The organism is Candidatus Lokiarchaeota archaeon, assembly GCA_014730275.1.
Classification (GTDB): Archaea; Asgardarchaeota; Thorarchaeia; order Thorarchaeales; family Thorarchaeaceae; genus WJIL01.
This window is the reverse complement of sequence record WJIL01000089.1, coordinates 1-21,990: the sequence shown is the minus strand read 5'-3', so window position 1 is coordinate 21,990 and position 21,990 is coordinate 1. Positions and strand designations below refer to the sequence as shown.

The 21,990-nt window shown below is 44.9% G+C and carries 16 protein-coding genes; 5 read left to right on the top strand and 11 right to left on the bottom strand.

The window, feature by feature from the left end; genetic code table 11:
* Positions 1–69 precede the first annotated feature (69 nt).
* Both GF309_10125 and GF309_10120 read right to left on the bottom strand, forming a co-directional pair.
* On the bottom strand, positions 70–1,134 hold the full coding sequence (locus tag GF309_10125) for a hypothetical protein (protein ID MBD3159132.1): 1,065 nt from the start codon (positions 1,132–1,134) through the stop codon (positions 70–72).
* A gap of 146 nt (positions 1,135–1,280) precedes the next feature.
* A complete protein-coding gene (locus GF309_10120; protein MBD3159131.1) occupies positions 1,281–1,769 on the bottom strand; it encodes a hypothetical protein in 489 nt (162 codons plus the stop codon).
* An 83-nt stretch (positions 1,770–1,852) separates the two neighbouring features.
* On the opposite strand from GF309_10120, the gene GF309_10115 reads away from it, so the two are divergent.
* From GF309_10115 to GF309_10105, 3 genes are all read left to right on the top strand, one after another.
* Positions 1,853–3,169, top strand: coding sequence for a hypothetical protein (locus GF309_10115; GenBank protein ID MBD3159130.1), 1,317 nt, complete (start codon positions 1,853–1,855; stop codon positions 3,167–3,169).
* An 81-nt stretch (positions 3,170–3,250) separates the two neighbouring features.
* Complete coding sequence (locus GF309_10110; protein ID MBD3159129.1) at positions 3,251–5,014, top strand: tetratricopeptide repeat protein; 1,764 nt, start codon at positions 3,251–3,253, stop codon at positions 5,012–5,014.
* Positions 5,011–7,083, top strand: coding sequence for a hypothetical protein (locus tag GF309_10105; GenBank protein ID MBD3159128.1), 2,073 nt, complete (start codon positions 5,011–5,013; stop codon positions 7,081–7,083). The genes GF309_10110 and GF309_10105 overlap by 4 nt, the downstream gene beginning before the upstream one ends.
* 77 nt (positions 7,084–7,160) lie before the next feature.
* Here GF309_10105 and GF309_10100 read toward each other — a convergent pair whose 3' ends face one another.
* From GF309_10100 to arcC, 8 genes are all read right to left on the bottom strand, one after another.
* A complete protein-coding gene (locus tag GF309_10100; protein MBD3159127.1) occupies positions 7,161–9,017 on the bottom strand; it encodes a hypothetical protein in 1,857 nt (618 codons plus the stop codon).
* Between the two features lie 332 nt (positions 9,018–9,349).
* On the bottom strand, positions 9,350–10,735 hold the full coding sequence (locus tag GF309_10095) for a hypothetical protein (protein ID MBD3159126.1): 1,386 nt from the start codon (positions 10,733–10,735) through the stop codon (positions 9,350–9,352).
* Positions 10,736–10,753: 18 nt separating this feature from the next.
* Entirely contained in the window at positions 10,754–13,450 is a 2,697-nt protein-coding gene (locus GF309_10090; protein MBD3159125.1) for a hypothetical protein, read from the bottom strand.
* 222 nt (positions 13,451–13,672) lie between these two features.
* Complete coding sequence (locus tag GF309_10085; protein ID MBD3159124.1) at positions 13,673–14,278, bottom strand: tetratricopeptide repeat protein; 606 nt, start codon at positions 14,276–14,278, stop codon at positions 13,673–13,675.
* A gap of 151 nt (positions 14,279–14,429) precedes the next feature.
* Complete coding sequence (locus tag GF309_10080) at positions 14,430–15,908, bottom strand: hypothetical protein (protein MBD3159123.1); 1,479 nt, start codon at positions 15,906–15,908, stop codon at positions 14,430–14,432.
* A 183-nt stretch (positions 15,909–16,091) separates the two neighbouring features.
* Complete coding sequence (locus tag GF309_10075; GenBank protein ID MBD3159122.1) at positions 16,092–16,850, bottom strand: hypothetical protein; 759 nt, start codon at positions 16,848–16,850, stop codon at positions 16,092–16,094.
* Positions 16,851–16,877: 27 nt separating this feature from the next.
* Complete coding sequence (locus GF309_10070; protein ID MBD3159121.1) at positions 16,878–17,255, bottom strand: deaminase; 378 nt, start codon at positions 17,253–17,255, stop codon at positions 16,878–16,880.
* Between the two features lie 106 nt (positions 17,256–17,361).
* The gene (gene arcC / locus GF309_10065; GenBank protein ID MBD3159120.1) at positions 17,362–18,321 is read right to left on the bottom strand and encodes a carbamate kinase; all 960 of its coding nucleotides are present in this window, start codon (positions 18,319–18,321) and stop codon (positions 17,362–17,364) included.
* Positions 18,322–18,418: 97 nt separating this feature from the next.
* Here arcC and ligA point away from each other — a divergent pair, with 97 nt between their 5' ends.
* Both ligA and GF309_10055 read left to right on the top strand, forming a co-directional pair.
* On the top strand, positions 18,419–20,497 hold the full coding sequence (ligA, locus tag GF309_10060; protein ID MBD3159119.1) for an NAD-dependent DNA ligase LigA: 2,079 nt from the start codon (positions 18,419–18,421) through the stop codon (positions 20,495–20,497).
* Positions 20,498–20,529: 32 nt separating this feature from the next.
* Complete coding sequence (locus GF309_10055) at positions 20,530–21,132, top strand: DNA ligase (GenBank protein ID MBD3159118.1); 603 nt, start codon at positions 20,530–20,532, stop codon at positions 21,130–21,132.
* Between the two features lie 4 nt (positions 21,133–21,136).
* Here the strand turns inward: GF309_10055 and GF309_10050 are convergent.
* Positions 21,137–21,990 (bottom strand): hypothetical protein (locus GF309_10050; protein ID MBD3159117.1); only part of this gene is annotated, 854 nt, incomplete at its 5' end.

Here is a 21,990-nt window from a genome sequence, read left to right as displayed (position 1 = left end):
CATATCATAGAATTGAAAGAAAGTCCAAACAGTTGGATCGATACTGCACCAAGAGACGGTAATGGAATCTTAGGGTTTCATTTGCGCTAGAACTTCCCGGAAACGTGGTTCAGCAAGAATGGCAAGCTGCAGCTTACACAGAAGCTTCGATGTCTCAGCGTAGATTACCTGTCGAGTTGCATCGCTATCGGTTTCTGCGTTCCTCAGAGTCTCCTCACAGCGCTGGTTTAATCGCTTGATGATCCGTTTCTCGAGTTCGGGGCCGCCCCAATCAAAGGAGTCGAAAGTGGTCTGTGCTTCTAGCACTTTTTCCTGCACATTCACATCTTCTTCTGCAAGAACGGGTTCGACACCTGCGAAGTACTTTGCTACCGCCCGTTCTATTCTTTCTAGCTCGTCAGGCATAAGTTCTCTTTCGGGTGGTCTTTTCTTTTGAAGGTCTTGGAGCAATCTGGCGCCTGGTGCTTCGGTGAGTAACCCTCGTATAATTCGCACAACGACTTTCGCTGGCATTTCGATTACATCGCCGATGTATGGTGAATTTGACCTATATCGATGTAATTCCTTTAGCACTTCGAGCCAGAACATTGGAAGGAGAATATGACACCTTTTGGCGTATTGATTAATCATGCGTTGAGTGGTGCCAATCAGGCCCCATTCATCATCTTCGATATCCACTTTCCTGTAAGGATCTTCTTGTGGCGGCTCAAATTCCTGAGGGACTTGAGCTGTGTCTGGAGCAGGTGTAGCTTGAGTTGGAACTTGTTCTACCTCGCCGGGGACTCTAGTCGTTTCGCCCTCGAGTAGCGATAGTATTTCAGTGGCAGGCCTTCCTCTAATCTTTGCTAGCTTCTCACGTTCTGCCAATCTTGGTAGAAGATTCTCTATTTGCGATAGTCGCTTGATTATGAGACCCATAATGTTAGCTTCTGAATCGGAAATACCATTCGCCGTCGTCGCATTCTCCATCCACTTCCGAGTGCGCTGGAGCCCTTGAGTTAACGAATCGACCCGATCTGGGTCTATTCTGCCCTCAATCTCCGAGCTAAGGAGAAAGTGTATCAAGGTTGAGTTGAGCGTCGAGATAACCAGTAGTCTCTCGACGAGTTCATCTGTTCTTAGTGGTTCACTCACTCGCAGCTTCCTCCAAAGTAGTTAGTTAATAAACTGCCTCGGCTATGCATCAGGGTATGACCACCAATATCAAGATTTCTAGCTCATGGTTATGTTCCAACCTATGTTCTTCAAGGTAATTTCATCTTGAAGCAGACAAAGAGTAGCTAACTCTCAAATATTTCGTAGTAGTCAGTGAAATCTAGTTCTCTGGTTCTTGTCTTTTGCACCCAAAGAGAGGTTGTCGATATCTCTAGCTCCCCTGCTACTGTAATTGTAAGGTTGTCATCAGTAGCTGTCCACCCCTCACTGAGAGTAGCAATCATTTGAAACTCAATCGATCCATGGGGTTCTATGGCCTCTTCCCTCGAACCCGAGAGTAGGCCTGTAGCTGTGAAACTATCAAGCGTTACTGCATATGATTCATCAAATCCTATTTTCACATCAAGATTGGTGGGGTTTTCCAATTGAACTATGAGAAACGCCTGGTCGGGGTCCCTCTCTCGGAGTATTGATATGCTCTTGACTGAACCGGAATTTGATACTTGGTCAATGGCATACGCTGTAGAAGTCATCCCATATAGATGAATGAATCCGGCGGCAGCTCCAACAATCACCAGAATGAGAAAGAGTCCTTTCAAGTTCTTCGAGTCCATACTCTATTCCCTGAATAGCAGCGAGTCAGGGTCTCAATTAAGGCCTTGGAATACGCCAATTGTGTCTTTGCTATAGATGATTCATGCATTTTGTTATTATATCGCAGATATGGATTTCGAATCAAATGAGTGAGAGTAAGTCAAACCGGAATCTTGGGAAGTTTGGAATCATTGTCTCAATCATAGCAGGCATTCTAATTCTAATCAACAGCCTGAAGTTCGTTGTCTTTGGCACGTTACTAACCACGATTAGGCCAACCGCTGGGATGATTCTTGTACTATGGGGGCTTCTGATTGGAAGCTCAGTTTTCATCAGCCTCCTAATCTATCGAAGATACAAGACTGTAGGCTCAGTGATGATTGCTGTTTCTTCATCTTGGGGCGTATTGGTGATGGGTTCGTATATTGTGCCATTGGTGGGGGTCATTGCATCGGGTATTCTAATTTGCATTCATATTTCATCCTTTGAAAGAAAGCAGGTTGTGGGATTGCTACTCGTTTGCGTTATTGTGCTTCTTCCTCTACTGGGAATATTGAACTCCCGAGCTCGCGGATTTCATTATCTAACTATCGGGGGCACGGAGCGAAAATACTTGCTTCATGTTCCCAAATCTTACGAATCCTCTCAACCCGTGCCTTTGCTGGTAGCTCTGCATGGAGGTGGAGGTGACGCTCGAAACATGAAACGGTCATACGGTTTTGATTCTGTTGCTGAGGACTACGGTTTCATCGTGGCTTATCCTGATGGCACAGGTGATCTCCCATACTCACTACACACCTGGAATTCTGGCTACATAGACGCTTATGCATCAAGAAACAACATCAGTGACGTCCAGTTTATCTACGAATTGATTGTTCATTTATCTGATGAGTACAATATCAACACTTCAGAGATCTATATGACAGGTCATTCGAACGGTGCTATGATGACATATAGATTCGCTGCGGAACACTCTGGGATGCTTGCTGGTATTGCCCCGGTTTCTGGGAGCGTGGGTGGAAAAGCCACTATAGATGGTGAGTTGTATCTTATTCCCGAGCCTGAGCACCCAGTTTCAGTAGTACACATACATGGGAAACTAGATGAACAAGTATTATACGAAGGAGGAAGAGGAGAGAAAGGATTCCTCGTAGACCGTATTGACTTGTCAGCCAACGAATCTGTGGCATTCTGGGTGGATAGCAATAATTGCTCTAAAATACCGATTGTTGAAGAGTCTCCTAGTGGGGCCATTGAGATTTGGAAGTATACTGGATGTCTTGAGTACAAACAGGTTCTGCTCGTAACGCTACATGATGGTACTCATTCTTGGACGAATATGAGCGAAGAAGTTTCTGAGGAGAGATTCTACGGATCCAATTTGGCCGACATGATGTGGAATCTATTGTTATACAGATAGACGCTCTTCCAAATGGCTTGATTATTTTTTGGGGCGTTATTTAAATATTAAAACAGTGAATATATAGGCGGAGAGTTCCGTATGAGAGATGGCAGGATTGCTGAACTCAAAGCAAAGGCAGAGTCGGAACCAGACAACATAGATGCCTGGTTCAAACTAGGAAAACACGCAGCAGATCGATACATTGTTGGTGTCAGCGAAGAGGCGATAGCCAAGGTCCTGAAGCATCGCCCGGCTGATCCTGACGTACTGGCCCTTCTTGGGAAGATTCTGAATAGAAGAAGGGATTTGGATCGAGCAAAGGAAGTGTACACGCAGGCCATTGATTTAGCACCAGAGAATTTGGAACTGCTGACCGGCATTGGGGTTGTCTTTTCAAACAACATGGAATATGAAAAGGGCTTGGAATGGATGTACAAGGCTCTAGAGATTGACCCTGGATATCCGTGGGCTGTTCATGCGGCTAAATCCATACTCGACCGGGTGGGCAAGGAAAAGGAAAGTAAATCGCTCCTAGAACGTGCATTGAAAGAGAATCCGGAGAGCCCTCTGATATCAATTCTCTACGCCATTGATCTCAAGAACCGCGGAAGATTGGAAGAATCAGAGGAATACACCGAGAGGGCCTTGAAGAATCTCTTCCAGACAAACATCGAAGAACGAACGAGAACAATCCGCATGCTTCACGAAATCGACGGGAATCTGACTCTTGAATATGGAACAAAAGCACTTGAGAAAGACCCTGATAACATAGATGTGCTTATCTCAGTTTCTGGGCAATCTCACAGAAAGAATCCTGAGAAGACTATTAAGAATCTCGAGGATGTCCTATCTTGGGATTCTGATAATATCCGGGTCAAGATGCAGCTCCTAGGAGTGTATCTCCAAACAGGGCATATCGCGGAAGGGATGCGTCTGAAAGAAGAGGTTACACAGAATAAGCCGGCGGATAAATTCCTGTCACAGGTTGATTGGCGCTTTTCCCAAGTATTGCGCGTTAGATCGCTACTCAAAAAAGGCCAGATTGAGAAGGCTAAACAGCATCTCAAGAAATTCATGAGTGATGTCCCCCTCGAGGATGTAGCCAGTATTGCGCTTTTTGCTTTAGATCTTCGAGTTCATGGTTTGGAGGAAGAATCTGAGAAAATCTTTGCACAAGCAAAGAAAAAAGCGAAGTCAAACCGCGATCAAATCCTTGTGCTCTTGGTTGAAAACCTTGGAGATCAAAATTATCATTCTATTGCTGAGGCTCTAAACGAATATGTCAAGATCGAAGAAACCCCGCCTCTCTTCTACGCGGTTCTTGGTCGTGTGCAGACCTACCTTGATGATTCTGACGCGCAAGAATCACTAGAAATAGCTGCAAACGAGGGAACTCATGATTCTATGATTCTATTGGCAAGTTTGTTGAGACGAGAAGGCAAAAGGGGTGAAGCTGAGAGTCTATTGAATCAAGTCCTTTCCTCTACAGAGGCCTCGCCTGTAGACCGGGCAAGAAGTCTGTTTGGACTGAATCGGAGAGATGAGGCAATTCAACTTCTTGAGGACGTAGTGGAAGAGAATCCTGAAGAACCCATTGCCTGGCCTCTACTGGCTCTCAGTCGCAAGAATGATGGAGAAGATGCAGTGAGAACTGTTGCCAGAAAGAGACTGAAGGCACTTATACAACATTCTGATACCGAAGGAACTGAAGATGCGCTGGACCTAGGAATACCTCGTGCTCACGTAGATCGATTAACTGAGAAATACATGTATGGCGACTTGGCAACTGAGCTCAAACGCAATTATCTTCGGGCACAGATAGCTCATCTGCTTGAGAAATACATGACGGAGTCGCTTGAATGATTGAGAACACACTTCTAGAGCTCATGGAGAAAGGTTTGAGCTGGAGAGACTATCTGGCTGCATCTAATCAAGCAGAGCTTCTGGATTTGGCAAAGCGAAAGGCATGGCGGAAACAAATACTAGACTCTGCTGAACAAATAGGAATCACCAATACCCTGAAGCAAATTGCCCTGTCATTCCAGTTAACGCAAGCATGGGGAATGTATCTGAATTCAATTCTCCGTCTTTTTGAAATCAGAGAGTTCTATGGATTGGCTTGCGACCCCTCACAATTTGTTGAAAAGATAGCTCAGCAACAACCGGAATCTTGGGGCGAGGTGAACAGTGCTAGTCGAGAACTTGCCCTTAAATATTTGAAAGAGCAAATTGAGACAGGGGATGTATTCCTACTTCGCCCGAGTCAATTCGAAGATCCTGATTTGATGGCATATCTACCAAAAATCCTGGATGCACGCAAGGCCAAAATGGGAGAAGCAAGGCCATACCTGATGCAAGACGGACTTGTCGATATGTTCGATTTTCTGGAGCTTCCACTTGCTCTGAACCTTCTCGTCAAATCTGGGGTAGGTGGTAGAACTACCATAGAAGAAGCCAAACCTGTTCTCGAAAAGCTTGTTGAGCTCAAGCTTTCACCAGTCAAAATTCCAGAAGCAGCACGTGATGAGGTCGGTTCTCTGTCTGTGAAGGAAAGATACCTCGGACTTTACACAGATTCAATTTCATATCATAAGGACTTGCTTCAGGGTATCACCATGAGCCTAGATATTGATGATCAGATTTGTAGAATCGGGCTCGAGAAGACATGCAAAATTGGTCATGAATATTGTAAAGAGCCATTTCTATTTGCATTAGGTCGGGAAGACGAATCCACTGTGGCCTGTGCTCTTACAGGACTGGGAAGATTGGGAATAGAAGAGGTTATTCCACAAATTCGAAACTCTCTAAGACGAAGCTCTCCTGTCATACAAAAGGCAGCTTGCGATGCTTTGGGTGTACTTAGAGCGTCGGAGTGTACAGATGAGCTAAGAAAGTTAGTTGACTCATCGGACGATAAAGTTCGGCTTTCAGCCTTGAAAGCGCTTTTCAGGATTAACTCACCGACGATTCAGAATGAGTATTGGAAATGGATTCGGGAGTTCGACATCGTGAATTTGGCTTCGATGGCAAAGGAGATAGGCGCCACAAAATCAGACTACGCCGTGTCCTTCTTGGTTAACCTCCTGATGCTCGACTTGCAAGCCTTTTTGGAGACTGATGAAATCCGAATGTTCAATATGATTATGGCTCTGAGACGTGAGAACCAAGAAGAATTAGCTGATACTCTTATTGACCGACTGAGAACGCAGGCTGTAGCTGGTTTCAAACGGCTTGGTTCTATTGGGGTACCAGTTTTGGCAAGCCTTTTGAAATTGTATCCGGAAACCGCGAAAATCATAGAAACTGAAATCGACTGGAAACCTTCCGAAGAGCACATTCTAGACTTGATTCAGCGAAGAATTCAAGCATTTCGTAGGATTTCAGATATAGATTATCCTAAATTTGCAGTGACTGAGGCCATTGAGGCTTTGGGATTGACTCATTCAGAGAGGGCGATTCCATACTTGGTAGATCTTGTAAGGTCAGAGCGTGAAGAGATTGTCCATGCTGCAATGGAAGCCCTTGGAGAGATTGATCTTCCCGCCTTAGAAGCTTTGCTCGAGGTTCCAGAAACCCATCGGTTTGTAACATTGCAGAAAATAGAGCGAATCGGTTCCATCAACCATCGCAGAGCTTCTAAATACTTGATTCAAAAAACTGGAGATTCAGACCCTCTTGTTAGGGCAGCTGTGGCTAAGCACCTAGTACTAAGAATGGATTCTGAGCTGAGTAAGCCGTTAGCACAACTTGCCAGGGATCCAGATGAAAATGTCAGAAGGACACTTGCAATCGTATTACTTCGCTTGGGCGTTGATTGCTATCCAGGTGTAGTAGAGATCCTTCGGAACGACACGGACGAATCCGTACAACAAATTATTGTTGAATCAAAGCTCTTTCATGAAACAAGGGAGCGTGATGAATTCTGGGCCTAAGTGCTTACTGAGCAAAATCTATCGGTCTAAGGCGTTTGAAGGTCATTACTTGGCAAATATGGAGTCAACTATGCCAATCAGGAAATATACTCTGGCCTGTACCGATGGATGACATGCATTGCTATGTAGCTTGTTGGAGCTGCTATTGCAAGAAATGCTCCGAGAGACAAATATCCGAAATAGAGCCAGGGATTAAACAACCGAACCAGCAGAATTGCAATAGAAGGAAGGAGAAAAATCCATAGTTTGGTAAGGGCAAGCTGATTCGCCTTTTGATGCTTTATCCTATTAGCAAGATACATCCATGGTATCCAGAAGAGAATAAGGGAAAATGCAATGTCTCGAAATGCATTGCCCCACAGATGTGACCATGATGGATTATGTATCATACATATCTCGGGCATGAAAAACGCATGAAAGCCATTTGCTGTTAAAACAAAGGAGGATAGTGGGATGCTGTAAATGTATGAACATGTCAAATGCTTGCCTGTGTCATAGCCCGATGAACTCTGAAAGACTATCCATGGTAGTAGTACGCTCGCTGTCAACATGAGAAAGGGTATCGTTGCTGGCTGCCTAAGCAGATTCTTCATTCCCTTTGTTCTCACAAATTCATGTATCTTTGGTACAGCGAGAATAGCTACCATTATTGCTGCCAAAACAGTGTAGATTTCTAACGGCGTTATCAAGACACCGAAAAATGTAGTGCTTGATACCGATAAGGTAGCTCTGATAATTGAATAGATGCTGAATTCGCCTGACACCCTAGGAATTTCTGGCCAATTCCGATACTCTCTGCTCACGACACGGCTTCGGACGGAAAGCCAGGAATCACTATCTTCAGTTGGAACAAACAACAAAGCGTCATTTGGCCCTCCGTGTATGTCTACATCGTATTGCTCTTCACTACTGGTCGATATCCTGAGTGACAGCGTGGGAACACTGGGGGAGACACGGATGTACAACTTGATGCAAGGTAGCCTGACTGCACAGACTGTGCTTTCTCCGTTTTCAACGTTGATTGAAAAAGCCAGGATTTCTCCGCCATAGAATGGCGGCTTTCCATCACCAAGATTGTCCTTCCACCCTGCATAACACGTGTAATTATCTGAAGGTAGGAAAATCTGATTTTTCCCCCTCCAAAAGTATAGCATGAATGTTTGATTACTATTCAATGAGGATACGCTTATCGCCGCGCACTCACTTATTTGATGCTGATACTGACTTTCTGAGAGGCTTGTCCCATCTGGAGATTGTGGATCTATTGTCACCGGCATGACGTTTTCTGTGGTTGATGCGTTTGCCGCCATGTAATGTATGCCAACTTTGGCGTCTGAGATGAAAACTACTTCCAGATAGAATAGAGTCTGTACTATGAACGAATCGGTAGCAGCCTGCATATCTTCCAAAATGTCATCAAGAATTATTCTAGTGCTTTCTCCTGTATCAAGTGTCAATTCATGTGAGAAGTCCAAGTCTTCATCTAGATTGAAGGTGCTAGCTCCCAGTCTGGCCTTGATTTCACCTGAATGCACGCTCAAATAGCTACTGTATGTGAGAGTATCTATGCTTTGTACGGGGACGTTTACTACCGCGGAACACGACATAGCTGCATTCTCGCCTATCAGGATATTCGGTTCCATTCCAACAGTGAATCTCTCAGAACTTTCTTGTATTTCTGGAATGCCCCAACGGAACGAAAACACCCATGATGAAGAACTACTGGAGGGTGTGTCATTGAAAAGAACAATCTCAGATGTTGGACTGTAAACATCCTGTACTTTCTCTACACCTAAACTCCCTTCGAATGATTCAACTTCCTCCAGAGTGCTGGTGCCATCTGGAGTGACTTCTGGTGATGTGAAAATCAAACCTCCCAGAATCAAAAAAACTAGCAGGTAGATTGCTACAATTCTCCCTCTATATTCTTCCAAACTGAAACCTCGGTACGAAATTCTGTTTAAGGTTCGGCCTTTCTTCTAAAAAGGTTTAGTACATTCGACAATAGTGCTTACAGAAGTATTCCCCCTAGAATCTACCTTGAAGCCCACAGAGTCATACAGCCTGCTTGCTGCTTCAGACGGATTTGTACGGGAAATACAAATGAAAGGTGGATTGTGGAGTTTTGTCAATCGTAGAACTTGAACAATCATCATCCTAGATAAGCCAAGCTTCCTATAATCTGGACGTGTGCCAACACACTCTAGCTATGTCACCTTGCTTGCCGGATTGACCCTGTATTGCTGTACTGAAGAGCAATCTGGGGCTACTCAGTGGGTTGAGTAGAGAAATCTGCATAGTAGCCAAAAAGCTCGCGGATATCGTTGATTGCATTTACCAACTCTCTGCGCTCAACACCCTTTGAACGCTTGAACCACGACTGTTTGAGTGGAGATTTCCCACTGTGCAGATTAACAAGCTGTGTGGCCTCTTTGACAATCTGTACGAGTTCAGGTATTTTTGGTAAACCAAAAAGAATCAGTAGGTCCGTTGGGGTTTCGTTATTATATTTCACGTAACAGGGAGTTACCGCTGCGCCGGGTGCCGTAAACTGGTTAAGTGACTCCTTGAGATATGCCCCGTATTCTGCTTTTGCGATTCTTCGTGACCCTTTCAAAACATAGAAGACCGATTCCGCGTTGGGCTGTTCTCCAATATCAGCATAGGATCTTTCTGTAGCTGCATAGTTGACCATTGCCTTCAGCTGGTTTTGCATATTACCTGCATCAGGTATTAAGCCTGCATCTCGGTAAAGAGCTGGTATGACTACTGGGTCTAGGCGCCTACTGTAGTCTGCTAGGTCCGTGGTTGGGAAAACATCCTTTTCAGGTTCATATACCCCTGGAGAAAGCATGGCATCGATTACCTCAAGTGCGAGGGGATTGACAAGTTCAACGAAGGCTTGTTCAGTCCTAACATCTTGAGGGGCTGCAGATTCGAGCGTAGATGGAACCATTCTCTCGATAGAATTCACATTTGCAATATCGACTTCAAGCTCCCTTTGAAGGTAATCCACACTATCTGTCCTTCTGGACTGGAGGATGCGCTTTAACATAGTTCGATTGCTGAGAAGAATGGTAAGATCAGCGCCGCGTTCCTGAAGCTGTTCCCGAAGTAATTTTGACATTCCCCATAGCGAGTTGAGTGCTTCGCTTGACTGCCCTTCAAAAGGCAACACTCCAATCACATAGACGAATATTCGCCTACCTTCTTCTTCTTGGAATCTCTGCTTCAATAGCTTGATGAGTGCAGGAGTGCCACCGCATCCGGTACCTCCACCAAGACTGGTGAAAATACAGAATCCAGAAACTCCTTCAAAGCCCAGCCCGGCCAGCTGGTCGAAAATGATGTCCTTTGAATCCATGACAGCTTCATAACCATCCATGAAGCGTCCACCTACACCGATTTCGCTTGCTCCATACAGGAGGGTATGTTCTTTTGGAATTCCATACTTGTCCCTAACTTTGGTTAGGTCAGCTCTATCTGTATTGATGAGCATATAGCCCCTCACTCTGGAGGGCAGTTTCTTGTCTCTGCTTGACTGCAGGTAAGAGCCAACGATATTCGATCCACATTCCCCAATTCCTATGGCAAATACTTCGGCAGCTCGAGCTGAGTCGCCTTCAGTTCCTGCTGATCCCATTCCTTGCATAATTGTCGTCCACCTTGTCTATTCTCGTTTTTCTACCATCGTATCGGCTATTACACGCATAGCCCAGGATAGATAGGAAACAATATCTTCCTTGCTATAGTTGTCCTTGATTTCTCTTATAGCATCCTCAATGAACTTGTTTCGATCATCAACTGGTGCTGCTGGTGTGAATCCAGACATGTACATGCGCAATGATTTGTGCCAATCATCCATTTTCTTCGCTTGCTGCACCCATCCGGTTTGAAGCTCCTTGATTTCCTTGAACTTCGTTATTGCAGTATCTAGTATATCGGCATTCTGCAAATCCTCTTGAAGGTTTTCCATACGGTTTAGTGGATAGACCTTCTTACTGAATTCCTTAGGGTGTTTCTCGTAAACCCGACGAATCGTAGAGTAGTATTTGCTCTCCTCTGAAAGCTGTTCATGTAATGCTGCTTGATTCTTCCCCGCAATTTCCTTGATTACCTCAAGCATTTCCTCCTGGATATTAGCCATGGTAAGACATACATCAAGAGCCTCTGTAATTTCTGTGTCATCACTGGCTATCTCTTCAGGGACCTGATCAAGCAGATTGTTCAACCGTTCTACAAAATCTGTCATGCCTTCCTGTTCGAAGATAGATATTGCTCCCTTAAGCTGGTCATACGCTTGATCTCCTCTGCTGCGTATTTTCTGCTGTAGATCATTTGACGAGGTCAAAGCACGTAGTTCATCATAGGTCTCTGCTGCAGCTTCCAGCTCACGAGGCGGCTCGTGCTTGATGGACTTTAGTCTTGTTAATTCTTCATCCATTGGCACTCCCACCTTTGCAGCTTGTTCAAATGATTCCATGAGTTCGTCGATTTCATCTATTAGAAGTTCCACGATTTCATCGGTGATGTCATTCTCATAGATTTCAATCATTTTTCGTGCTCTTGCTGGCAATTTGAATACGGAATCAGCAGCGACTCCAACGTTGTTTAGTTCGCTAATTGAATCTTGGACTTCAGCGGGCATCTTGACTCCCGCACCCATGAGCTTTGCTGCGGCGAGTCGGATTTTGACTCCAAGTCTATAACGGAGGTTCTCAATGGCTTCTTTTGCTTTCACCAGGATGCTATCCTTTATCGTCCTCATCTCGGAGCGAATTGCACCAAATTCATCAAGCTCTTCTATTCTCGCTACACCGTCTTCCAAGTCAACGATTATTGGAAGGAATAACTCTGCATACTCTGGCTTGATAGTTTGAAGATCGTTGATGATTGCCTCGAGTTCCTGTTTGGCGGCATCTCTAAATGTAGCAACTCCGCTCTCAACAGCATCGCGGAGATTATCCAGAGACTCAAGTAGATACACTAACCCGCCCTGCAATTCGTCTACTTTTGGAGCCTTTTTGCTCAGTTGAGCGTAGTCAAGCACACGGTCTGCTGAGGTTGCTAGCTCATTGAATCGCTGCAGGTAATCTCGGATTTCCTCGGTAACTGTTTTCCGATATTTCTCCTGCATCTTACTAGCTTTCAAGTAAATCTTAATCATGTCATCGATTTCTGCTTTATCGAGCTTCTTTTTCGCATCTGCAAGAAATTCCCTGACCTTGAGTATATCCTTGATGCCCGTATCTTCGGGACGTTCAGTGGCTTTTTCGATTTCTTCTAACACTTCTTGGATTTGATCTTTTAGGGCTATTTTGACTTGCCCTCGCCACTCAATCATCTCTTGGTATGATGACAGAAGACCGGCCACATCTTCGCTTTCTGAGATTGCTGTAGGTGGTTCGGGAATCATATCAGAACTAGTTGGTATGCCTCCTTCCACAACCCTTGATGTCACACTATGCTTGATGTTGATAATCTTGTCTCTGAGCATGTTTGCCATCTTCTGTTTGGAAGATCGTAATCGGCTTTCCAAACTTACTAGAGAGGTAAGGTTGTCTGTTTTGGTGGCATCTCTGGCTATGCTTCTGATTTCTTTTGAGTAATCTATTGGCAAATCGAGTCCCAATCGAGAAGCAGTATCAACTGAAGCCTGAAGTGATTCTACTTCAGAAACCAGGGAGGCTGCCAACATTCTACCTACTTCGTCTTTTCGACCGTCAAGGTAGGACTTCTCCGCCTTGAGTTTCTCCATTGATTCAACAAGGTCGTTGATAGGTTGCCCTTCTACACCGTTCATAGAAACTGTTGCAGAGACCTCTCCCCGGTCTATTGTTATGTGTCTCTCATAAGTTTCCAAGGTGCGCTTGTTTTCATCAAGCAAAGAACCTACTTGTCTTGCAACTTCTCTGTGCAAAGCTGAGTATCTATCGGAATACTCCTTCAGGAATTGGTAGAGCTCTTTGAAATCCTTTACATCTCCAGCTCCTACCGGAGGGAATTCAAGCGCTTGTAGTGCTTTGGTTTTTGTTGGTGATATATTCTGGAGGCGTTGAGTAAGCTGGACAGTCTGTTGATATTCTTGCCGTACCTCGTCAGCTAAATCTCTTACTATTCTCATGAAGCCTTCTCTGAGTTCACCTTTTGTTTTCTCAAGTTGATCCGATAGTTTCCTTTTCTTGAGAATGTTTATGCCTGAGGTGCCTTCCAGTTCGTCCTCAATTTGCGTTAGCTTGGCAAATACGTCGTACAGGTGACGCATTGGCCTTTTGAGTTTCTCATCAGTCTTTGGATTCAAGCGCACAAGTATGCTTTTTGCTTCAGAGAGTCTGTCTAATTCTCTCCTCCATTCTGTAGTATTCAAAGGGCCTACCTCCTGATAGTCTTCTTCAAACTTGTCAACCACATATTAAAGTCTATTTCGCGAATATTCGGATTTTCTTCGAATTGGACCATTATATTGTGTTATTTCGAAATAGCCGGTTCTTGCTATGATTTACTTCCTATGCCTCAGTTATAATAACCTTGTATTGCAACTCAACAACATCTTTCTCTGATTCGAAATGCTGTTAGCATCATGGATATACTATGACGCTTCGCCCAAGTTCTCAGCCTTATTATCTATATCAGACCATTCCTCAATAAGGTCCTCGAAATTCGGGTCCAAAGATGTAGCATAGTCAAGTGCTATCGCAGCAGCCTCTTCGTCCCCCAACATCAGATAACATACTGCGCAGTTGTACCACGCCTCTGCATGATTTGGGTTGAGACGCAGGACCTTCTCCAGAGCTAGAAGGGCTTCTGCCCATTCTTCTTCAAGAAGGTGGGCCGCAGCCAGAAGTAGCCAGTGCCGCCAGTTTCTGGGTGATAGTTCTAGGCTTTTCCTTAGAGATTCTACGCTTTCCGATTGCTGATTCAGAAGGAGATGAAGATACCCCTTATCTGCCCATGCCCGTTGCGCTCCCGGTTCAATTCTCAACAAATTATCAAGAGCATCAATTGCTTGCTGTGGCTGTTTCATTTCGATTTGACAGGCGATGAGCCTTTTCCATGCTTCAGCGTTGTCAGGTTGAATTCTCAGAGTTTCTTCAAGTGCATCCACTGCCTCGCTGTATTTTGCTCTGTTAATGAGAGACGCGGCTTTCTCTAAGAAATCCCCCATTCGCTGGCTTCGAGGTGTATTTTTGGTCATTAACTGCCTTGCTCCCTATAATCATGGCACATACTATTTGAGAAAAGGCGTCAATCGTTTACAAAAAAGGGTTGTTCTGAGTGCAATCGTAGTGAAATAGTGTGTTGAGGGATAGGAGCGGGAAAACCCACCCAAATCCCCCTAACAGGTTTTAGTCTTCCCAGCCAACCATCTCAATCTTGACGATACCGTCAAGTACTGCGGTTGCATTGGGCGTAACAAGCTTAATGGGCCACTCATCTCCTTCAAGAAGCTTGTTATTCTTCCAGCCAGCAACCACAATACTGGTGTTATCAGCAATCTGGTCCACAGATATCGTTACATTGGTACCTTCGCTATCATAGAGTGTGACATTGTAATGGGTTTGGAGTGCTAGGCTGGAATTGAATGTAAAATGCGTATCATCGCCGCCATCCATCGCAGCAACGAGTACGTATAGTGGCAATCCTTTGTATGTATCACCGTTCATTTCTATCTCAGTCCGATGGTGACTACACGAGGCGCCGGCATAGTAATCATCATGGCTCATGTTGAAATGATCTACGCCATCCAGCTCAACCTCCCAGTCTGGCACTTCTTCAATCACAGTTAGCTTGACAACGTCTTTGTTCCAGAAATGCCCATCGGTGAAATTGCCATCTTCATTGATTAAGACGGCGCGAAGTGGACCGATATCTGAAGGAAGAGTTCCGCCTTCATCAGCCCATGCTAGTGATACATTACAGGCTATTGTTCCGATATCATCTCCTGTTTCGGGGTCGTACCCGGGGAAGTATCCGAGTTCAACTTGTGTTTTGTTGTAGTATGTTGTGAAGCCATCACTCCCCATGGCTTCAACTGTGTAGTTCGCAGGTAGGAGACCCGTAGCACTCAGAACTGTTTGAAATGTGACTCCGGTGTAATTATGTGGTCCTTCCATAGTGCCGGACGATCGTTTGTAACCCCCTAGGCCGGTAATCGTATCCATTTCTTTCAATTCAGTCATGGTAAATTCTGTTGTCCCTTCTTCCCTCACAACGGTGAGAGCCGTCGGTTCTAGGGTCTCAACTTTCAGCGTATCAACCATCTTGATACAAGTTGGTCCCGCAGCCCCCATGAAGTATTCATCAGGGGTTGTTTGATTGGCGTCCTCAGTTGAGTAATACCCATCCTCAGTAAGGAAGATAATTCTGTAACCATCTTCCCAGTCAGGAACTTCGGTTCCGTTGTATTCGTACGCCAGAATCATATCTCCTTGGATTGCCTGAATTGTCTCATTGGGGTATACTTTTGAGTATGGAAATGTGACAGCATACCCGTCGGTGGCGTTTACTGTAAGTATCTGATTGCTTTCCATACCGCCAACGAGTTCATCAAGCAAATAGGAAACTTTGATTCCGCTGTAGTTTCCTTGACCTCTTATATTTCCGTAAGAGTTTTGAAATGATGCAAAGCCTTCTACGGTTTCCATTGCTTTGATTTCATTGAGTGTAATATTCGTAGCCTCATCAGGTGTAGCAATTCCCACTTCTGGACCGCCAGGCTCTACACTCGGTTGCATCAACATGATAACACCGAACGCAGCCCCTGCTATGACAATTACGACAACGATGAAGGCTGCTAATTTCTTTGTATCTGGACTGCTTGACATTCTTTAGCACCCTAACGTTATGTACGACCAAGCATTTCGTAATGAAATATATAGCTTAGGGAACAGCTCTAAGACAGTCTAGCATGCTTTTTTTGCCAGAAAGAGATATTACGGACAAGATAAACGCCAATAAATTGCGTGGTTCTGAGTTTGATTTCTATGGTGGCCTATCGGGTATGCATCTTATGTCTGACTATCCGTTTCTTCTTCAAATGAATCATGACAAGTGACTAAATCGTGGCCTTCCTTTACTGGAGCCTCTCCTGCTTGAGAGCTTATCTGAAGGAGTATGTGAGTGTTTGAACGTTCGCAGAAGTACTGAAACACTTCGAAGTAGTGACCATCGGTGCTGGTTCCCATGAATGATTTGGCTTCGTGGCCATGAATCTCGGTTGTTCTTGAGGTGATATCCTCACTTCGCGGTTCCATTACCTCTTTCCTGATTTTGCTGAATGCATCCTTGACAGCCCCTTCCGCTTTGTTCCACATCAACAAGAAAACAACGAGGTCGCTTTCAACGAAGGTAGCTGCTTGGAGGCTACCCTGTTGTTCATCTCCGCGAGCATTACGAAAATGCCAATCATTTGCCAAATCGAACTTGAATGGAGTGTCTGGTGGTTTGTGTCTCCCAACAAAACCTGCTGACAGGAGAACAGCTCCAGAAGCGAGGGCGAAAAGAGAGATAATGAATGGCTCAATCAGATAGAGAGAAATCCCAATGACAGCCAGTCCTGCTGTTATGAGTAGTGATCGGTGTTGGAGTTGAGCATTGAAACAAACAGATCCCCCAAGTATGAAAATTAGAGCAGCAATAATCATGAAGGGAATCCGGTCTCCAATGACATCAAGACCAAGCATGGCATCAGCTATAACAGTTAACGCAACTATGAAACCTGAAACTATTACAAGTATAGTTCCAATTTGGGACAGCTGCTGTCTCAAGGGATTCTCTCCTTACACATTTTCGATTTACTGAAGCGCAATTGCCTCGATCTCTATACCCACATGCTTTGGAAGCCTTCGTACTTCGACGGCTGCTCTGGCCGGGGGCTCATCTCCAAACCATTTGGCATATTCCTCGTTCATCTCGCCGAAATCATCCATGTTCTTCAGAAAAACGGTAACCTTCACAACCTTCTCCATAGATGAGCCAGCTGCTTCAAGTACAGCTTTGATGTTGCTAAGGCATTGTCTGGTTTGATTTGTTATAGTGCCTGTTACAATCTCGCCTGTATCGGGTTCCATGGGTATTTGGCCTGAACAGAAGATGAGCTCTCCTGTTTTGATAGCTTGTGAATACGGTCCGACAGCCTGCGGCGCATCTTTGGTGTGCACTACTTCTCTCATTTTACTTCACCTTTTCATCCACAAACGACTGTATTAATCTGTCCTCTTATGCCATCAGGTTCCGAGACATATCTGAGGCTTTTTTTGCTTTTGATGAACACTTTTTCTATTCCGGAACAATTCGTGTTCCTGTTTTGCCTTCTAAGGCATTGGTGATATTTGGTGGATCGGTTATTATCGCAAGATCTCCACCTTGCTTGATGAATTCAACACAGGCTTCTACCTTTGGCAGCATGCTTCCTGGAGCGAAATGACCTTCTTTGATATACTTCTCTGCTTCTGAGGGTGTCATCTCATCAATTGGCTCTTGTTCCTCAGTTCCAAAATTAAGATAAGCCTTCTCAACTGCAGTCGAGATTAGCAATAGATCTACACCCATATCACTAGCAAGCAGACTAGATGCTCTGTCTTTGTCTATGACTGCCTCAACACCTTCGAGAGTACCATCTTCATTTTTAATCACGGGGATGCCACCTCCACCAACGGCGTAGGTAACAATTCCCTCTTTGATGAGGGCATCAATAGCAGGCTGTTGTATGATTTCTATGGGGATTGGAGATGGAACAACTCTTCGCCAGCCGCGACCAGCGTCTTCAACTATTTCCCAACCTTGCTTTTTGGCTCTCTTTTCTGCGGTTTCTTTGTCCATGAATGTGCCTACTGGTTTTGCGGGATCCTCAAAAGCTGGATCGTCTTTGTCAACAAGCGTTTGAGTGATAATAGTTGCTGCATGTTTGTCTATACTTCTTCTCTTGAACTCATTATGCAGGGCTCTTTGGAGCATATATCCTATTGCACCCTGAGTATCAGCTCCAGCGTAATCCATCAGGACCTCGTGCAGCTCATGTTTGGCAAGCTCTGAACGCCGCATAATGAAACCTACTTGGGGTCCATTTCCAGATGTTAGCACAACATCCCAACCTTTCGAAATCATATCCGCGATATGCTTACAGCTCTCTGCTGCAGCGGCATATTGGTCTGGAATGGATTGATGTTCCTTGTCCTTAATCAGCGAATTTCCGCCTATTGCTACAACTGCTCTGCGACTCGTCGTAATCAACTCCATATTACACTAAGAGGTGACCGGTGCCTTGTTCCTCCTAATTAAAGAGTTTGTTATCGTATATTGGGGACCTTGATATACTCTTTTGCAGCAATGAATAATGAGTCTTGGAGGAAGAGTAGTGAATTCAAACCGAAAACCAGACGTATCTCTCGAAGCTATAGAAACAGAAGAAGGAGCAAGAGAGGCTGCTGAGAAGCTTCGTGAAGCAATACGTTACCACAATTATCGCTATTACGTCTTGGATGATCCAGTAATCTCGGATCGAGAGTACGATGAACTGATGCGCACACTTCGAAATCTTGAGGAAACATATCCAGCAGTTCAGACCCCTGATTCTCCGACACAACAGGTAGGTGGAGCACCACGTGAAGAGCTAGGATTGGTAGAGCATCCGATTCCCATGCTCAGTCTGAAAACTGCATATGAAGAAGACGAAGTTCTGAACTTTGACCGGACATGCCGGGAAGAACTGGGACTTGAAGAAGTTGAATATGTTGCTGAACCAAAATACGACGGCCTAGCTGTAGAACTGATTTACGAGGAGGGAAGTCTCTCCGTAGTATCGACTAGAGGTGATGGCGAGACAGGTGAGGATGTAACAGCAAACGTCAAGACAATCAAGGAAGTCCCTCTTATGCTGCTTGGAGACATGGGTCTCTTCATTCCTTCACGACTTGTTGTCCGAGGGGAAATCTACATGCGTTTGGATGAGTTTGAGGAGATGAATGAAGAAAGACTAGAACGTGGAGAGGATCCTTTTGCAAATCCAAGAAATGCTGCTGCTGGATCCCTTCGCCAGCTTGACCCAAATGTAACTGCTAGAAGACCTTTACATATTTACTTCTACGCTGCTGCACAAGCTACTGGTATCGAGTTTGATACTCAATGGGATGTCCTAGAAGCTCTTCCAAAATGGGGATTGAGGGTCAATTTCGATTTATCACGCAAGTGTACGGGTGTAGATGAGCTTCTTGCATATCATAGAGAAATGGCAGAGCAGCGTGATGACCTTCCTTTTGAAATAGATGGTGTTGTCTTCAAAGTCAATTCTTTGGAAGCTCAATCGAGGCTTGGCACAAGAACTAGAGACCCTCGCTGGGCATTAGCCTACAAATTTGAACCTAGAAGAGCGACTACTGAAATTCTAGATATCGAGGTTCAAGTCGGTAGAACCGGGAAATTAACACCTGTGGCTATTTTAGATCCTGTTGAAATCGGGGGTGTTGAGGTTTCGCATGCTTCACTGCACAATATGAGCGAAATCGAGCGCAAGGACATCCGTATTGGTGATACAGTTCTCGTTGTTCGTGCCGGCGATGTGATACCGTACGTGGTGAAATCAATAGACGAGGAGCGAGACGGGTCTGAGCAGAAGTTCACCTTGCCTGATTCTTGTCCCGTATGTGGTTCTGATGTTTTCATGAGCGAAGACAAGAAAACTGCTAGATGTACAAACATTGGCTGTCCTGCTCAGGTTAGAGAACGGCTAACGCACTTCGCATCTCGTGAAGCAATGGATATTGAAGGCCTAGGGGAAAAGCGAGCTGAGCAGTTTATCAAGGCTGGAATCGTAGACGGTTTTCAGTCGCTATACTCCCTGACGTTAGACGACTTGACACAATTGGAGCGATTTGGAGAGAAATCTGCCTCGAATCTCCTTAGTGAAATCAAAGAAAGCAAGGAGCAGCCTCTGCACAGATTCATCCACGCACTGGGAATCCCTCTTGTTGGTGTTCATGTTTCACAGCTTCTGGCGCAGAACTATCACACATTAGACGATTTGATGGAGGCAGGTGCGGATGATTTGCTATCGATAGAGGGAATCGGTCCTGAAGTTGCTGATAGTGTTACCACCTTCTTCAACGAGCCAGAGAACAGAGAAGCCATAGAAAAAGTTCGTGAGAGCGGCCTAACACTTGAGAATCCTCTCTATGGAGAAGAAGAACAGCCACTTGAAGGGCTTACTTTTGTATTCACGGGAGCCCTGGACAATTTCACTCGGACTGAGGCCAAAGAACTGGTTACCCGTTTGGGTGGGCGGGCAACATCAAGCGTCAGCGGTGTTACTGACTATGTTGTAGCTGGCCCCGGTGCTGGCTCGAAACTAGACAAGGCCAAAGAGTTAGGGGTCCCTGTTATCGATGAGGAAGAATTTATTGCAATGACTGAAGAATGAAGCTCCGAGCTTTGTAAAGGGAGAAGAGGAGTATGGAAGAAGACCCGCTTACGGAATATCGCAAGAAACGAGATTTTTCTAAAACCCCTGAACCTGAAGGGGGTGAAAGGAGTCCATCGGAGGAGCCAATATTCGTGATTCAGAAACATGATGCTAGTAATCTCCATTACGATTTCAGACTGGAAGTGGAAGGTATCTTGAAATCATGGGCTGTTCCGAAAGGACCCTCAACCAATCCATCGACCAGACGTTTAGCCGTGCCTACTGAGGATCATGCATTAGAGTATGCTGATTTTGAAGGCGTCATTCCTGAGGGCGAATATGGTGCGGGCACTGTAATGGTATGGGATTATGGGACGTATCGTAATCTACGCGCTGAGAAAGAAGAGAGAGAAGACCGCAAGAATATGGCTGAAAGTCTAGATGATGGGAAAGTGGAGGTATGGCTGGAAGGCAAGAAACTAGAAGGTGGTTATGTTTTGATTCGAACTGGAAGCGGAAAGAATGCAAGATGGCTTCTAATCAAGATGAGGGATGAAAAAGCAGAACCAGACCGGAATGTTTTGGAGGAGGAGCCAGAATCAGCATTAACCGGAAAGACCTTGCAAGAAATCGCAGAATCTACGAAAGAGTGAGTATTCAGGGTACTTTCATACCAGCTTCAGCATTCCTCTTATTCCAGTAATTTTTGAACTCCGTCGGAATACCAGTATCAACAGCAGCGCTCTCAATGCTGCCTTGTAGCTCTCTCATGTATTCGATGATTGTTCTTTCAACGACATCCTGCTCTATTCTCCTGCTAGCCAGTCTATAGACAATATCTTGATGCTTTGCTACAGTATATTGCGCCTCTGTCATAGCTACGTCGAAGCTTTTTGATATTGCACGATTTTGCTTCTCTCTAATCCACCAATATGATTCTTCGGAGTATTTCTCAGAAGCCATATCGAAACCATCGTATACATACGGAGAATCAAAGGTAAATGGCCAATAAACGCTGGTACAAGGATTAGACGAACCAGTAAACCAGTGAAGATGATCATCACCCAGCTCAGATATTTGACTGCCCGCCGTTACATAGGAATTCTCATGGCAAGCATGCTGACATATGGCTGCTTTAGGTTGATTCCACGGTCTCCAATCATCAGGATGATTTCTGAGAAGCTTCATCAACGTGGAGAACTCTATCTTGCCGAACTCATCCTGCAATAGTGTTGTTGATTCTGAGAGTCTATCATCACAACGAGTGATATACCTCATGGCTTCGTTTTCATAGACACCCGCAAAAGAGAACTCTTCTTCCTCATCAAACCATCCCCTCTCAATAGCATGATCAATCACGTCTTCCGAAGCTCTATCCCAGTCGTTGGTTATCGTATAACCATTTGAAATGGCTTGAAACCCTTCGACTTGTTTTGCTACCCACTGTCGGCCCGAAGTTTCGAGAATCCAAGCTTCCGTGAAGTCTGCAATAATGTAGCTGTTATGATATG

What these genes read in the sequence shown, in the direction of transcription:
- GF309_10120 (MBD3159131.1), bottom strand. Translation starts at nt 1,769, where the DNA reads ATGGACTCGAAGAACTTGAAAGGACTCTTTCTCATTCTGGTGATTGTT.
- GF309_10115 (MBD3159130.1), top strand. Translation starts at nt 1,853, where the DNA reads ATGCATTTTGTTATTATATCGCAGATATGGATTTCGAATCAAATGAGT.
- GF309_10110 (MBD3159129.1), top strand. Translation starts at nt 3,251, where the DNA reads ATGAGAGATGGCAGGATTGCTGAACTCAAAGCAAAGGCAGAGTCGGAA.
- GF309_10105 (MBD3159128.1), top strand. Translation starts at nt 5,011, where the DNA reads ATGATTGAGAACACACTTCTAGAGCTCATGGAGAAAGGTTTGAGCTGG.
- GF309_10095 (MBD3159126.1), bottom strand. Translation starts at nt 10,735, where the DNA reads ATGCAAGGAATGGGATCAGCAGGAACTGAAGGCGACTCAGCTCGAGCT.
- GF309_10085 (MBD3159124.1), bottom strand. Translation starts at nt 14,278, where the DNA reads ATGACCAAAAATACACCTCGAAGCCAGCGAATGGGGGATTTCTTAGAG.
- GF309_10080 (MBD3159123.1), bottom strand. Translation starts at nt 15,908, where the DNA reads ATGTCAAGCAGTCCAGATACAAAGAAATTAGCAGCCTTCATCGTTGTC.
- GF309_10070 (MBD3159121.1), bottom strand. Translation starts at nt 17,255, where the DNA reads ATGAGAGAAGTAGTGCACACCAAAGATGCGCCGCAGGCTGTCGGACCG.
- arcC (MBD3159120.1), bottom strand. Translation starts at nt 18,321, where the DNA reads ATGGAGTTGATTACGACGAGTCGCAGAGCAGTTGTAGCAATAGGCGGA.
- ligA (MBD3159119.1), top strand. Translation starts at nt 18,419, where the DNA reads ATGAGTCTTGGAGGAAGAGTAGTGAATTCAAACCGAAAACCAGACGTA.
- GF309_10055 (MBD3159118.1), top strand. Translation starts at nt 20,530, where the DNA reads ATGGAAGAAGACCCGCTTACGGAATATCGCAAGAAACGAGATTTTTCT.